Origin of the sequence: Rhodanobacter sp. K2T2, assembly GCF_013408815.1 — a bacterium.
Taxonomy (GTDB): Bacteria; Pseudomonadota; Gammaproteobacteria; order Xanthomonadales; family Rhodanobacteraceae; genus Rhodanobacter.
Genome location: NZ_JACCCA010000005.1, coordinates 152,412 through 167,622, shown reverse-complemented (window position 1 = coordinate 167,622; position 15,211 = coordinate 152,412). Strand labels below are relative to the sequence as shown.

Annotated in this window: 11 protein-coding genes; 3 read left to right on the top strand and 8 right to left on the bottom strand. The window is 62.2% G+C overall.

Annotated features, from left to right (window positions below; translation table 11 throughout):
• The first annotated feature begins 190 nt into the window (after window positions 1-190).
• A complete protein-coding gene (locus tag HDE78_RS09900; protein WP_255457738.1) occupies window positions 191-2,206 on the top strand; it encodes a trypsin-like peptidase domain-containing protein in 2,016 nt (671 codons plus the stop codon).
• 104 nt (window positions 2,207-2,310) lie between these two features.
• On the opposite strand, the gene HDE78_RS09895 is transcribed toward HDE78_RS09900, so the two are convergent.
• Window positions 2,311-2,892 (bottom strand): acetate uptake transporter, encoded by a 582-nt coding sequence (locus HDE78_RS09895; RefSeq protein WP_179478791.1) that lies wholly within the window; start codon window positions 2,890-2,892, stop codon window positions 2,311-2,313.
• 422 nt (window positions 2,893-3,314) lie between these two features.
• On the opposite strand from HDE78_RS09895, the gene HDE78_RS09890 reads away from it, so the two are divergent.
• On the top strand, window positions 3,315-7,262 hold the full coding sequence (locus HDE78_RS09890) for a molybdopterin-dependent oxidoreductase (protein ID WP_179478789.1): 3,948 nt from the start codon (window positions 3,315-3,317) through the stop codon (window positions 7,260-7,262).
• Between the two features lie 17 nt (window positions 7,263-7,279).
• On the opposite strand, the gene HDE78_RS09885 is transcribed toward HDE78_RS09890, so the two are convergent.
• From HDE78_RS09885 to cyoA, 5 genes are all read right to left on the bottom strand, one after another.
• Window positions 7,280-8,062, bottom strand: a complete 783-nt coding sequence (locus HDE78_RS09885) for an SURF1 family protein (protein WP_179478787.1) — start codon at window positions 8,060-8,062, stop codon at window positions 7,280-7,282.
• Between the two features lie 29 nt (window positions 8,063-8,091).
• Window positions 8,092-8,502, bottom strand: a complete 411-nt coding sequence (cyoD, locus tag HDE78_RS09880) for a cytochrome o ubiquinol oxidase subunit IV (RefSeq protein WP_179478785.1) — start codon at window positions 8,500-8,502, stop codon at window positions 8,092-8,094.
• Window positions 8,499-9,140, bottom strand: coding sequence for a cytochrome o ubiquinol oxidase subunit III (gene cyoC / locus HDE78_RS09875; protein ID WP_179478783.1), 642 nt, complete (start codon window positions 9,138-9,140; stop codon window positions 8,499-8,501). Before cyoC ends, cyoD begins: the two co-directional genes overlap by 4 nt.
• Window positions 9,133-11,106, bottom strand: a complete 1,974-nt coding sequence (gene cyoB, locus HDE78_RS09870) for a cytochrome o ubiquinol oxidase subunit I (RefSeq protein WP_343205729.1) — start codon at window positions 11,104-11,106, stop codon at window positions 9,133-9,135. The genes cyoC and cyoB overlap by 8 nt, the downstream gene beginning before the upstream one ends.
• Before the next feature lie 111 nt (window positions 11,107-11,217).
• Window positions 11,218-12,252, bottom strand: coding sequence for a ubiquinol oxidase subunit II (gene cyoA, locus HDE78_RS09865; RefSeq protein WP_255457737.1), 1,035 nt, complete (start codon window positions 12,250-12,252; stop codon window positions 11,218-11,220).
• Window positions 12,253-12,449: 197 nt separating this feature from the next.
• Between cyoA and HDE78_RS09860 the strand changes: the two genes are divergently transcribed.
• On the top strand, window positions 12,450-13,787 hold the full coding sequence (locus tag HDE78_RS09860) for an MFS transporter (protein WP_179478777.1): 1,338 nt from the start codon (window positions 12,450-12,452) through the stop codon (window positions 13,785-13,787).
• A 132-nt stretch (window positions 13,788-13,919) separates the two neighbouring features.
• Here HDE78_RS09860 and HDE78_RS09855 read toward each other — a convergent pair whose 3' ends face one another.
• Entirely contained in the window at window positions 13,920-15,029 is a 1,110-nt protein-coding gene (locus HDE78_RS09855; RefSeq protein WP_255457736.1) for a sensor domain-containing diguanylate cyclase, read from the bottom strand.
• Window positions 15,026-15,196 carry a hypothetical protein gene (locus HDE78_RS09850; RefSeq protein ID WP_179478775.1) on the bottom strand — a complete coding sequence of 57 codons (171 nt, stop codon included), beginning with the start codon at window positions 15,194-15,196 and terminating at the stop codon, window positions 15,026-15,028. The genes HDE78_RS09855 and HDE78_RS09850 overlap by 4 nt, the downstream gene beginning before the upstream one ends.
• Between the last annotated feature and the right edge of the window lie 15 nt (window positions 15,197-15,211).

Sequence of the window (15,211 nt, the reverse complement as noted above, 5' to 3'; positions counted from 1 at the left end):
GGTGTGCCGTGCCGGCTCAATCCTGTCTGCGGTGCTGCCTGTGAATGGCCTTGTCGGTGCCAGTGCAAGCGCTGCATCGGCATGTCAATATCCGCGAGCGGCCGTCGCCAGTCAGGATTCCAGAGGGAGTTCAACGACGGCTCATCTCAAGGCGAATTCAATGAAAGGCGGACTCAATGAAAGGATATTCATGCACGTTCTGCAAGTGATTCGGCACCGCGCGGGTGCTTCGGCGTCGATGGTCCGGCGGTGCGCTCTGCTGGCGCTGATCGGCTTTTACGCGGCGACCAGCGCGCACGCCGCCAGCCTCGATCCAGCCGTACTGCCTAAGATTCAGGCGGCCACGTTCGAAGTGGTCGCGGCCAAGCCGCTGAACGATCCGCTGACCTACGAAAAACCGCTGCCGCTCGAGCTGCTGCCATTCCAGGAGCGCAACGACAAATACTTCTCGATCGGCACCGCCTTCGCGATCGGCAACAACCGCTACGTCACCGCCGGCCACGTGCTGCAGGTCGGCATCGGCAGCTTGTGGGGGCCGCCGGCGCTGCGCGATGCCAGCGGCAACGTCTACGCCATCGACAAGATCGAGAAATATTCGCTGCAGGAAGATTTCGTCGTGTTCTCGCTGGTCAAGCCGCCGGCCAACGCTGCCGCGCTGGAGGTCAATACCAGCCCGTCGTTGAACGCCGTGGTCTACGCCGTGGGCAACGCGCTGGGCACCGGCGTGGTGATTCGCGACGGCCTCTACACCTCCGACACGCCGGAAGATCAGGACGGCCGCTGGAAATGGATGCGCTTCTCCGCCGCCGCTTCGCCGGGTAACAGCGGCGGTCCGCTGCTGGACAAGGACGGCAAGCTGATCGGCATCGTGCTGATGAAGTCGGCCAACGAAAACCTCAATTACGCGCTGCCGATCGGCCTGATACTGAAGGCGCCCGATCATCTGGCCGTGATGGATCAGCGCGTGCCGTATCAGCTGGATATTTTCGATACCACGCAGAACAACATTCTGAAGGATCAATTCGCGCTGCCGCTGAGCTTCGCCGATTTCAGCGCCGCGTATACCAAGCGCTTCAATGCCTACACCGATACGCAGATCAAGCTGCTGCTCGGCAAGGATGCGGACAAGCTGTTTCCGCGCGGCGACGGCTCCAGCCGCATTTTGCACAGTGCGGCACGGCAGAGTGGGTTTCCTGGGCTGATCGTCCGCAGCACCACGGGCGACTGGGAGGTGATCGGCAAATCCAGCAAGAAGATTCCGCTGTCCGACAACGGCTACGTCACCGCCGGCGTGGCCAAGAGCAATATCCTGTTCCATCTGCGCAAGCCGGATAACCTCGCTGCCAGCGCGCTATACGGCAATCCAGTAATGCTGATGGATCAGCTGGCCAAGGTCGGCATTTTCCAGCGGCGCGTGGGCTCCGAAGAAATCAAGATCACCTCGTTGGGCAAGCCGGCCACGGACACCGTGCACGTCGATGCATGGCAACGCCGCTGGCAGGTGCGCATCTGGGACATGCCGTACATGAACGTGCGCGTGGTCACCTTTTCGCTGCCGGTGCCCGACGGCTACGTGACGATGATGCGCTTTGCGCCGGGCGGCCACGATTACGACAGCGTGGCCGACATGAACGTGCTCACCGACTTCATCGACGTGGCCTACGGCGGCACGCTGGCGCAGTGGAAGGATTACCAGAAAAACACCGCGCTGCTGCCGACGCCGCTGAGAGGCGTCGCGCTCGACGTCGACTACGGCAAGCGCTTCAGCTATCGCACCCATCGGCTGAATTTCTCGTTTGTGCCCTCGCTACAGAAGATCGAGCAGGACAGCCTGCTGATGCTGGGCTTCGGCTTTTTCGACGATCATGGCAAGGTCGTCTGGGATGTCGGCGATGTCCAGGTATTCGCCAATGCCAACGATCCGGATCAGATCAATATCCAGCGCCACGTCGCGCCCTCGGCGGATCTGGACGACGACTTCAAGAGCGAATGGAACAAGCTCACGCACCAGCACCATCCGTATGACAGCGTCGCGCAGAGCGACAACGGCGAAATGCAGATTGCGACTACGGCGGGCGCCACGGGTAACGCCACACCGTCGGTGCTGTACAGCGTCGGGGTGGCGGTGGACGGCACGCAGCCGCAGCCTGCCATGAAGGCCAAGCTCGATGGGCTGATGCAAAACCTGCACGTCGACGATCATTGACGATCGACAAGCTATGTAAAGAAACAAAGGCCACGATGATCGTGGCCTTTGTTTTTCCTCAACGCGATGTCAGTTGCACACGGTAACCGAAAGCGACGTCGGCATCAGTGTGCCGCGCCCGGTGCACCGATCGGCAGCACGGTGCGCTGATGCGCATCGTTGATCACTTCGGCGGCGGATAGATAAAAAGCGAACGCCGCGGTAATCAGGCCGCCGTAGCCTCCCGCCACCTTCAGGCCCGGCATGCCCGTCCATTCGCCCGCCGCGAGCAGGAAGAAGGTGATCCACAGCGCCAGAAACACCAGCTGCAGCGCTCGCGCGGCCTTCCATGTTGCCACCCACATGTACAGGGTGAAAAAGCCCCACATGAAGAGGTACCAGCCGACGAAGGCGGTCGGCACCTTGTCGTGCAGAAACAGCACGAACAGCGCGAACGACCACCAGAACGCGCCGTAGCTGACGAAAGCCGTGGCGCCGAAGGTATTGCCGCGCGGCAGCTCCATCACGCCGGCGATCATCTGCGCGGTGCCGCCATACGCCAGCGCCACCGCCACCGCCATGTTCATGCCGTCGCCGCTGAACCAGCCGGCGTTGATCATGCTGAGCAGCCAAGTGGTCAGTGCGAAGCCGGCCAGGCCCAGCGGCGCCGGGTTGGAAAATTTGGTGGGTATGTGTTCGTTGCTCATCGTGCGAAGCCCCCTGGATGGATCGAATCGGTGATGTCGCTGGTGGTTCAACTCTGGCGTTACTGCCTGCGTACGCCGGTGCGCATGGAGCGCATCGGCCTGTGATGGCTGGGTTCCCCTGGCGCGCCGATGTGGTCACCGACATAGCTTCGTGCCGATTCCCTGTCGACACCGCCGTACGACGTGAGCGTCGCGCTTCGCTCCGAGCATACGCATGCTTGCGTTCGGACTCATGCTGCGTTGCGGTGCGATAGGCGCGCCGTGCAAGGCGTTCGTCGCAGGGAACACGGCGTTGTGACCGCTTGGCGTCATGAGGCGCGCGGACGCTGGGCAAGTTCCATTTTTTTCGGATTTCTCTATCGCGCATTTCTCTGTACTGTCTCGATTCGGTCGGTGGGTCGGTCCGATCCTGGAGAGCAGCGATGGCGTACGTGGTCACCCGAACCTGTGTGGACAGCAAGTACACGAAGTGCGTGGACGTCTGTCCGGTCGATGCGTTTCGCATCGGGCCCGACATGCTCTACATCGACCCGGACGTCTGCATCGACTGCAACGCCTGTCTTTCTGAATGCCCTGTGCGGGCGATTCATCCGGACAACGCGGTGCCCGAAGCGATGCTGGAAGACATCGGGCTGAACGCGCGGCTCTCGAAGATCTATCCGGTGATCACGCAAAGCCGGGACGACAGTGCGCCGGCCGCGCGCACGCCATCGATGGGATCGGCACCGCGGCGATTTGCCGTCGTGGGCTCGGGGCCCTCCGGCTTTTATGCGACTGAGGAATTGCTCAAGCAGCTGCCGGGCAGTGCGGTCGATATCTTCGAACGCCTGCCCACGCCGTATGGGCTGGTGCGCTACGGCGTCGCGCCCGATCATCCGAAGATCAAATCCGTCACCGAGAGCTTCGACGCGATTGCTCGCCTGCCCAGCGTGCGGTTTTTCGGCAACGTGCAGGTCGGTAAGGATGTGCGGCGGGAGGAGTTGCTGGCGCACTACGATGCCGTGCTTTATGCCACCGGCGGTTCTGTCAGCCGGCCGTTGGACGTACCCGGTGCCGAGCTTGCCAACGTGCTGAGCGCCTCGGCTTTCGTCGGCTGGTACAACGGCCATCCGGATGTTCGCGACCTGCCGGTCGATTTTTCCGGCCGCACCGCCGTGGTACTGGGGCTGGGCAATGTGGCGCTGGATATTGCGCGCATTCTGGTCACGCCTGTGGGCGAGCTGGCGGTCACCGATATCGCCGACGAGGCGCTGGCCGCGCTGCGCGAAAGCCAAGTGCGCGAGGTTTGTCTGCTGGCGCGCCGTGGGCCGGCGCAGGCCGCATTTACGCCCGGCGAGCTGCGCAAGCTGATGGATATGCCGGGTGTGCGCGTCGTCGTCGATGAGCGTGATTTGATCCTGGACGAGGCCAGTGCGGCCGATCTCGATACACCGCTGAACAGCGAGGCCCGCCAGAACGTGGCGCTATTGCGTGAGGCGCAGGCGCGAACCGTCGACGGGGATCGCGTCATCCGATTGGTGTTCAAGACATCGCCGGAAGCATTCGATGGTGTCGATGGGCGCGTGGCGTCGATACGTGGCGTCATCAATACGCTGCAGCGACATCAGGATGGTTCGGTCGTGGCGCGCGCCACGAATGAGCGTCTGCAGCTGTCGGCCGATCTGGTGATCAACGCGACCGGCTATCAGGGCGTGGCGCTGGATGGCGTCGCGTTCGATGCGCGGCGTTCGGTGATTGCCAATCGCGAAGGTCGGGTGCTGTCGGAATTTGGCGACGTGCGAGCCCGGGAATACGCGGTAGGCTGGATCAAGCGCGGCGCCAGTGGGGTGATCGGCAGCAATCGCCAATGCGCGGCACAGACGGTGCGGCACATCACGGCGGATATGGCGGCGATACCGTCATCGGCCGCGGCCACTCAGGCGGATATGCTTGCACTGCTCACCGAGCGCGGCGTCGATGTCGTCAGCTTTGATGACTGGCGTTTGCTCGATCGGCATGAGCGCGAGCAGGGTGAGGCGCAGGGACGGCCGCGTCGGAAAGAGGTTGGCGTGGCAACGATGCTCGAGGTGATTCGTCGCGGGCGCACACCGACCGCCGCGGCGCCGAACGTCACTGGTGCATCGGCAAAAGCGCCGGATATCGCTGCGGGCACCGCTGCCGATGCACCGAAGGCCAGCCTCAAAGTGCACTACCGCACCTGCACGCTGTGCGAAGCGATGTGCGGGATCAAGATCGAACTGGACGGCCAGCGCATCGTGTCGATCGCCGGTGACCCCGACGATCCGCACAGCCGTGGGCATATCTGTCCCAAGGGCTACGCGCTGCAGGATCTGCACAACGATCCGGAGCGCATCCGCACGCCAATGAAGCGCGTGGGCGACACCTGGCTGCCGATCTCCTGGGACGACGCGCTGGACGAAGTGGCTACGCGACTGGTCGCCATCCAGAAGCAGCACGGCAACGATGCCGTCGCGGCCTACTGGGGCAATCCGACCGCACACAATCTCGGCCTGATGCTGACGCTGCCGACGTTTCGCGGGCAGCTGCGTACGCGCAATGTTTTCTCCGCGTCTAGCCTCGATCAGATGCCGCATCAGCTGGTCTCGTATCTGATGTACGGGCACAGCCAGCTGTTCACCATTCCGGATATCGACCGCACCGACTACATGCTGATGCTCGGCGCCAATCCGGCGGCGTCCAACGGCAGCCTGATGTCGGCCGGCGACGTGCTGGGTCGCCTGCAGGGCATTACAAAGCGCGGTGGGCGTATCGTGCTGATCGATCCGCGCCGCAGCGAGACCGCGCATTACGTCAGCGAACATCAGTTCATCCAGCCCGGCACCGACGCGCTGTTTCTGCTCGGCCTGCTGCAGATCATTATCGACAGGCGACTGACCAAGCCGGGGCGGCTGGCCGACCTGGTAATCGGTTGGAATGAGTTGCCCAAGCTGCTCAACGTGCTGCCGCTGGATCGCATCAGCGAACTGACCGGCATCGCCGCGGCCGATATCGAACGCATCGCGGTGGCATTTGCCGGCGCGAAAACCGCCGTCTGCTACGGGCGTATGGGCGTGTCGACGCAGAGCTTCGGCACGCTCAACCACTGGCTGATCCAGCTGCTCAATATTCTCACCGGCAATCTCGATCGCGCCGGCGGCATGATGTTCACCACGCCCGCGGTCGATCTGCTGAAGAGCTCTGGCCGCGGCGGCTTCAATCGCTATCAGAGCCGTGTGCGCAAGCTGCCGGAATTCAGCCGCGAGCTGCCGACCTCGATTCTGGCGGAAGAGATCCTCACGCCGGGCGAAGGCCAGGTGCGCGCCTTCGTCAGCGTCGCCGGGAATCCGGTGCTTTCCTCGCCTAACGGTCGCCAGGTGGACGAGGCGCTGGCGCAGCTGGATTTCATGGTGGCGGTGGATTTCTATCTCAACGAAACCACCCGGCATGCGCATATTCTGCTGCCGCCGACCGGGCCGCTGGAGCACGAGCAGTACGATCTGGTGTTCAACCTGCTGGCCGTGCGCAACGTGGCCAAATACACCAGCCCGCTGTTCGAACACGCCGAGGGCACGCGCTCTGACTGGGAGATTTTCAGCGAACTGACCACGCGCATGCAGCGCCTGAAGACGCGGCATGCGCCGTTGGCCAAACGGTTGAAGCTGCGTGCATCCGAGCGTGTCAGCCGCTGGCTCACGCCGGCTCGCATCCTCGACCTGGGTCTGCGCAGCGGCCCTTACGGCAAGGGCCTGAATCCACTGCAGCGCATCAACCCCTTCGGCAACACGGGATTGACCCTGGCCGCCTTGAAAAAGCATCCGCATGGTCTCGACCTCGGGCCGTTGCAGCCGTGCTTGCCGCAGCGCTTGTTTACCAAGGACAAGAAGATCCAGCTGATGCCCGCGGTGCTGATCGAGGATCTGCAGCGGCTCGCGCAGCATTACGCGGCCGATGCGGTGGCGCCGGGCCTGGTGCTGATCGGCCGCCGCGATCTGCGTACCAACAACTCGTGGATGCACAACAGCCAGCGGCTGGTGAAAGGGCGCGATCGCTGCGCGCTGTTCGTGCATCCGCAGGATGCCGCGGCGCTAGGTATTCATGACCGGCAGACGGCGCATCTCGCTTCGGCGAAGGGCGAAATCGTGGTGACGGTCAAGCTCACCGACGAGATCAAGCGCGGCGTGGTCAGCCTGCCGCACGGCTGGGGGCATCACCGTTCCGGCATGCGCATCAGCACGGCGCAGGCCAGTCCGGGTGTAAGCATCAACGACGTCACCGATGATCAGGTGGTCGACGCGCTGTCCGGCAATGCGGTGCTCAACGGTGTGCCGGTGACGCTGCACGCGATGGCCGAGGTGGACGTCGCCAGTTGAGTCGGGTGATTGTGTCGTCAGCGCGCGTCGATGCGCGCTGCACGATGTTGTTCGCGAAGCCGCCGTTCCTCGCGCCACACGTGGCGGGCCGCCAGCACCACCATCAGCGCCAGCAGGTACCAGGTGATCGCGTAAACCAGGTGGTTATTGGGGAACGAGATCACGGTGAGGCCGCCGACCGGTTCATCGTTGCCATGGCTGCCGGCGGCACTGGCGTCGGCATCGACGAAGTAGGGCGCAACGTGCGAGAGGCCGCGAGCTGCGGCGATGGCCTGCACGTCACGCGAAAACCAGCGGTTGGCCGCAGGCTCGTTCGCACGCAGAAAACGGCCGTGCGGTTCGCTCAGGCGCAGCAGGCCGGTGATCGTGACAGGATTTGTCTGGGCGGACGACGTGTCCGGCTTCCAGTCGGGCGGAATAAAGCCGCGGTTGATCAGCACCACGCTGCCATCGCTCATTTGTAGTGGAGTCAGCAGCCAGAAACCGACGCCGAGATCGGTACTTGCCTGCACGCGCGTGGATCGGTCGTTGAGCAAGCTACCCGTCAATTGCACGTGCCGGTATTCGTCGCCGGCGGCGGTCACGGTTGGCCATTGCGCCGGTGCCGGCGCGGCGACGGGTGGCGCATGTACGCGCTGGTCGACCCGGGCGATCAGGTCGAGCTTCCACGCGCGGCGATACACCTGCCACGTGCCCAACCCAAGCAGGCCGACGAAAAGAATGATCCCAAGCAGGGACAGAAAAAACAGCGCGGCCCCACTACGGGGGCCGCGCTCAACAACGTTGGATGTGGCGTTCATCGGCAGTCATGCGAGCGCAGGACGCGCGCTCAGGGCATGTTTTGCATCTGCTGTTCCATCATCGACGGCATCATGTTGTGATTCAGGTGATACATCACCCAGATCGAACCGCTCAGCGTGATGACGACCAGCACGATGGTGAAAATCAGCGCCAGCAAGGTCCAGCCACCCTCGGATTTCGAGTTCATGTGCAGGAAGTAGATCATGTGCACCACGATCTGCACGGCAGCGAACGCCAGTATCACCAGCGCGGTCATGCCTGAGGTGTGCAGGCCGCCGCTCATCACGATCCAGAACGGAATCGCGGTAAGGATGACCGACAGGATGAAGCCGGTCATGTAGCCCTTGAGCGTGCTGTGGCCGGCACCGGTGTCGTGATGGTTGTGCCCGTGATTGTCCGGGTGGCCTTCCTGCGGAATGAGGTCGGTATGCGTGCTCATTTCAGCACTCCCATCAGATAGACAAAGGTGAACACGCCGATCCAGACCACGTCGAGGAAGTGCCAGAACATCGACAGGCACATCAGCCGGCGCTTGTTTTCCGTCGTGAGGCCGAGCTTGCCGGTCTGCACCATCAGCGTGATCAGCCAGACGATGCCGAAGGTGACGTGCAGTCCGTGCGTGCCGACCAGGGTGAAGAACGACGACAGGAACGCGCTGCGCTGCGGGCCGTTGCCTTCGTGAATCAGATGCAGGAACTCGTACATCTCCAGGCTGAGGAACGCCAGGCCGAACAGTCCGGTGATGCCCAGCCATACGAGCATCGGACGCAGGCGGTTGCGCTGCATTTCCAGAATGCCGAAGCCGTACGTGATCGACGACAGCAGCAGCATCGAGGTATTGAGCGCGACCAGCGGCAGCTCGAACACGTCCGCACCGGACGGGCCGCCCGCGTAGCTGCGGCCCAACACGCCGTAGACGGCGAACAGGCAGGCGAAGATCAGACAGTCGCTCATCAGGTACATCCAGAACCCCAGCAGGGTGCCGTTCTCCGAATGATGTTCGTGCGTGAGATGAAACTGCAGCGGCCCCGAAGCATGGGCGTCGCTGGCGATGGCGGGGGCGTGGGTATCAGACATGGTTGGCTAACAGCGTGGTGCGGGCTGCCTCGGTACGGACGACTTCGTCGGCCGGAATATGGAAGTCGCGCTTGTAGTTGAAGGTATGGCCGATGGCAACGGCGAGCAGGGCAACGAAGGACACGATCATCAGTGCCCACATGTGCCAGATCATGGCGAAGCCGAACAGCGCGCTGAGGCCACCGAGAAAGATGCCTGCGGCCGTGTTCTTGGGCATATGGATGGCGATAAAGCCTTCGGTCGGACGCTTGTAGCCGGCGTGCTTCATCTGCCACCACGCGTCGACCTCGTGCACCAGCGGGGTGAAGGCAAAGTTGTACGACGGCGGCGGTGACGAGGTCGCCCATTCCAGCGTGCGCCCGTCCCACGGATCGCCGGTGACGTCGCGCAATTGCTCGCGGCGGCGAAAGCTCACGTAGAACTGGATCAGCATGGAGACGATGCCCAGCAGCACCAGGAACGCACCGAAGGCGGCAATCTCGAACCAGATCTGCAGCGATGGATCGTCGAAGTGGCTCAGGCGGCGGGTCACGCCCATCAAGCCCAGCACGTACAGCGGCATGAAGGCGAAGTAGAAACCGGTGATCCAGAACCAGAACGAGCACTTGCCCCAGAACTCGTCCAGCTTGAAGCCGAAGGCCTTCGGGAACCAGTAGTTGATGCCGGCAAACAGACCGAACAGCACGCCGCCGATGATCACGTTGTGGAAGTGCGCGATCAGGAACAGGCTGTTGTGCAGCACGAAGTCCGCCGGTGGCACCGCCAGCAGCACGCCGGTCATGCCGCCGATGGTGAACGTCACCATGAAGCCGATCGTCCACAGCATCGGCACCGAGAAGGTGATGCGTCCGCGGTACATGGTGAACAGCCAGTTGAAGATCTTCGCACCCGTGGGTATCGAGATGATCATCGTGGTGATGCCGAAGAACGAGTTGACGCTGGCGCCCGAACCCATCGTAAAGAAGTGATGCAGCCAGACCAGATAGGCCAGCACGGTGATCACGATCGTGGCGTAGACCATCGAGGTGTAGCCGAACAGGCGCTTGCGGCTGAAGGTGGAAGTGACCTCGGAGAAGATGCCGAACGCCGGCAGAATCAGGATGTATACCTCGGGGTGACCCCATATCCAGATCAGGTTGACGTACATCATCGCGTTGCCACCGAGCGTGGTGGTGAAGAAGTTGGTGCCGACGTAGCGGTCCAGCGAGAGCAGCGCCAGCACCGCGGTCAGCACCGGGAAGGCAGCGACGATCAGCACGTTGGTGCACAGTGCGGTCCACACGAACATCGGCATCTTCATCAGGCTCATGCCGGGCGCACGCATCTTGATGATGGTGACCAGCAGGTTGATACCCGACAGCAGGGTTCCGACACCGGCGATCTGCAAGGACCAGATGTAGTAGTCGACTCCCACGTCGGGACTCGCCGCTATCCCCGACAGCGGCGGATAGGCCAGCCAGCCGGTGCGGGCGAACTCGCCGACGAACAGCGACAGCATCACCAGCACGGTGCCGGCTGCGGTCATCCAGAAGCTGAAGTTGTTGAGGAACGGAAACGCCACGTCGCGCGCACCGATCTGCAGCGGAATCACGAAATTCATGATGCCGGTGATCAGCGGCATCGCCACGAAGAAGATCATGATCACGCCGTGCGCGGTAAACACCTGGTCATAGTGTTCCGGCGGCAGAAAGCCGTTGTTCGCCCCGAACGACATGGCCTGCTGCGCGCGCATCATGATGGCGTCGGAGAAGCCGCGCAGCAGCATCACCAGACCCAGCACGATGTACATGATGCCGATTTTCTTGTGGTCGATGCTGGTGAACCATTCGTGCCACAGATAACCCCACAGGCGGTTGTAGGTGATGACGGCCACCAGCGCCAGGCCGCCCAGCATGACGGCGATCATGGTGCCCAGCACGATCGGTACGTGCAGGGGCAACGCCTCCCAGGTCAGCCGGCCGAAAATCAGTTTTACGGGATCGAGGTGATCAAACATCTTCTGCACCAAAACTTGAAACATCAGGACAACGGGCGCTCGATGGATAAGCGCGCGATAAAAAAGCGCGGTCGCCGAAGCTCACCGCGGGCTGCCAACCGGCGCCGGAGCGGGCGAGCTTTTCGGTTGTTGGTTGGCGGTGTGCATGCTGGACATATCCATGCCGGCCATGGCGTCGTCGCTGCTGTCCGAACCGCTATGCGCAGCGGTGGCGTGTTCGCCCGCCGCTTCGAGCGTCTTGCCGTGGGACGGTTCGCCCATCATGTTGTCGGCGCACGACTGTCCGGGGGCGACGCAGTTCATCATGATGGCGTCGTACAAACGTGGATCGACGCTGGAATAGAAGTGAACCGGCTCGCGCTCGCTCGGTTCGGCCAGGCGCAGATAGGTGTCGCGATCCAGGCTGTCGGCACTTTTTTGAGCCTTGGCAACCCAGGCATCGAAGTCCTGTTCGCTCATGCCGTGAAACTTGAAGTGCATGCCGGAGAACCCATCGCCACTGAAATTGGCGGAAAACCCGTCGTACACGCCGGCTTTATTGATCACGGCGCTGAGCTTGGTTTCCATGCCCGGCATCGCGTAGATCTGTCCGGCCAGTGACGGAATGAAGAACGAGTTCATCACGGTGCTGGCGGTGATCTTGAACTGAATCGGCCGATCTACCGGCGCAGCCAGCTCGTTGACCGTGGCGATGCCCTGTTCGGGGTAAAAGAACAGCCATTTCCAGTCCAGCGCCACCACTTCGACCGTCAGCGGCTTGACGTCGGTGGTCACCGGCTTGCTCGCCGAAATGCGGTCCAGCGAACGGAAAGGGTCCAACTTGTGTGTGCTGACCCAGGTCAATGCGCCCAGCGCGATGATGATCAGCAGCGGCGCCGACCACACCACCAGCTCGAGCATGGTCGAGTGATGCCATTCGGGATCGTAGGACGCATCCTTGTTTTTGGCCCGGTAGCGCCAGGCGAACACAAGCGTCAGCGCGATGACCGGGACGACGATGAGCAGCATCAGTCCCAGCGAGATGATGATCAGATCGCGCTGCTGCAGCGCAATGTCGCCTTCGGGATGCAGCAGCACGGCATGGCAGCCCGCCAGCAGGGCGAGGGCGGGTAGCAACAACAGTCCGCGGAGGTATTTTTTGAGGGGCATTGCGTCGGACTAAACTGTCTGGGGATACGTAAAAAGGTACACTCGTTGCTGCAATGCAGGAATAGGACACTTTGTCCTATGGCGGCGCTACAGCTTGAATGCGATGCTCTGCAACGAGCGTAGTATATCGCTGTCGCAACATACGTCCCGAACCGAGCAAGCCGATGTCGAGCATTCTCCAACAACACCCTGACCCGTCCGCTCCTATCGCGGACTACGACGCCGGTGAGGTCCCTGCAGGCCACTCCAAGGTGGCCCCTGGCGAAATCGCCGTAGGCGTCGTGATCGGCCGCACCTCGGAGAACTTCGACTTCTTCGTTTTCGGCATCGCCTCGGTGATGGTTTTCCCGTCGGTATTTTTTCCGTTTGCCAGTCGCCTCGATGGCACGCTGATGTCGTTCGCGATTTTCGCGATGGCCTTTATCGCGCGGCCTATCGGCACCACGCTGTTCATGGATATTCAGCGTCGCATGGGCCGCGGCTTCAAGCTCACTCTGGCGCTGTTCCTGCTCGGCACATCGACCGTGGGCATGGCCTTTCTGCCCAGCTACAGCGTGCTCGGCGGCGGCGCTATCGTGCTGCTGGCGTTCTTTCGGCTGCTGCAGGGCTTCGCTCTCGGCGGCTCGTGGGATGGATTGCCCTCCCTGCTGGCGCTCAATGCGCCCGCCGCGAAACGCGGCTGGTACTCGATGCTGGGCCAGCTCGGCGCGCCGATCGGATTCATGATCGCCGGCGCGCTGTTCCTGTTCCTGCACGGCAATCTCTCCAACGACGATTTCATGGACTGGGGCTGGCGCTATCCGTTCTTCGTCGCCTTCGCCATCAACGTGGTGGCGCTGTTCGCCCGTCTGCGGCTGGTGCTGACCGAGGAATACACGCAGCTGCTGGAAGAAGGCAATCTGGAGCCGATCGGTATTACCGAAATGCTGCGGGCGCAGGGTTACAATCTTTTCATCGGTGCTTTTGCGGCGTTGGCCAGCTACGCGCTGTTCCATCTGGTCACGGTGTTTCCGCTGTCGTGGATCGCGCTCAATGCCGCGCAGACGCTCGACAGCGTGCTGATCGTGCAGATCATCGGCGGCGCCTTGGGCGTGCTGGGCACCATCGCCTCCGGCATGCTGGCCGACCGCTTCGGCCGACGCAATACGCTGGGCACATTGGCAGTGGTGATCGGCATCTTTGCCCTATTCGCGCCGTGGCTGCTCGGCGGTGGTCCGGCTGCGCAGGACGCGTTCATCCTGATCGGCTTTGCGCTGCTGGGCATCTCGTACGGTCAGGCATCCGGTACGGTGACGGCGAATTTCCTTGCCCGTTTCCGCTACACCGGCGCGGCGCTTACCTCCGACTTCGCCTGGTTGATCGGCGCCGCCTTTGCGCCACTGGTGGCCCTGAGCCTATCGGTCAAGTTCGGACTCGCCGCGGTCAGCGTCTATCTGATATCCGGCGCTGCCTGCACGCTGGTTGCTCTCAGGATCAACCGCGCATTGGAGTCGCGCGATTGAGTGACTAGGGTCCGTCGCGTCGTGGATCGAGGGCCGAGCGCGGTTTCCGCGATATGCACGCGACGATCCACTCGCCATCGGTTCACCGCCACCCGTCGGCTTTTGACTGAGGTGCGCTACCCAGAGAAGCTGCTAATGGAGAATGCCGGTGTCCCTGCGCGCACGCTTGGCGACGTACATGGCAGCATCGGCTTGGGCGAGTAAGGCTGCCGCATCCCGGGCATCCGGCGCAGCGATGATCAAGCCGGCGCTTAGGCCGGCGCAATCGACGACTTGATCGTCCCAATGGAATTGCCCGGTGCCCACGGCCTGAAGCTTGGCGCCAAGCCGCTTCGCCATGGCTTTCGCAGCGCTGCGGGCGACCGTGGCAAGCACCACGAATTCATCGCCGCCGAGGCGTGCCACGAAGTCACTCGATCGAACCGCGCCCTGGATGCGGGCTCCGATAGCGACAAGAAGACGGTCGCCCGTGTCGTGCCCGTATTGGTCGTTGACGGCCTTGAAGCGATCCAGGTCGATAAACGCTACGATCAACGCCTGGTCGCTCAACGCCGTCGAGGCGATGCGTTTCCCCATCTCACTCATCAAGGCGCGTCGATTCGGCAGCTGGGTGATGGCGTCCGTCAACGAGTTGATGGTCAGTATTTCGTTGGCTTTCAACAGTGCCAGCACCAGCTTCTCGCGCTCGATCTGTTGGGCGATAAGGATCGAGAACATTTGCAGCACCTGCTCGGCTCCTTCAGCGATGGGCTTGCTTCGATCGCTGGCTGCGCACAGCGTGCCGTAAAGGGCGCCATCGTGGGTACGCACCGCCGTGCTGGCATAGGTAGAAATGCCCAACTCCCTAGCTGCGTCATGGTCGCCCCAGCGTAGGGCGACATCATCGGTATAGGAGCACTCTTCCTCCAGCGCCCGTTTGCACAGGGTGGATTCCCAAGGAACCGATATGCCTTCGGGAATTCGCAGGCGCTGCGTATTGCGCGCAAACAGAACATGCTGAACGCCCGCAGCTTCATCGACGGTCGTGAGATAGGTGGACTCAAGGCCAGTGACGGCTTCCAGCATTTCCAGCAAGGGTCGCACCAGCTCTTCCAGCGTGTGCGCACGAGCCATCGACACTGCGAGCTTGCCGACAAAATCAAATGTTTGCGGCTTGGACCGTGCCGTTTTCATCATCGCAGTGCGCATCGCCAGCGTCGGATAGAGGGAAGCAAAAAAATCCCCGCCAGAATGCCATTTCATCTGCTAAATGCGAAAGTGGCGCCGCATTGCAATGTTTTTTGCATGGCCAACAACACGGTGCTGGCTATAGCAAGCAATGAGTGCTGATCGCTGACGCGGGCCGCATGGGGTTCCGCATGATTATGTATTTCTTGCAAAAGTTGGCTAAAGCCCTGGCGTTCACTCATAGCGGGGCTCATGCT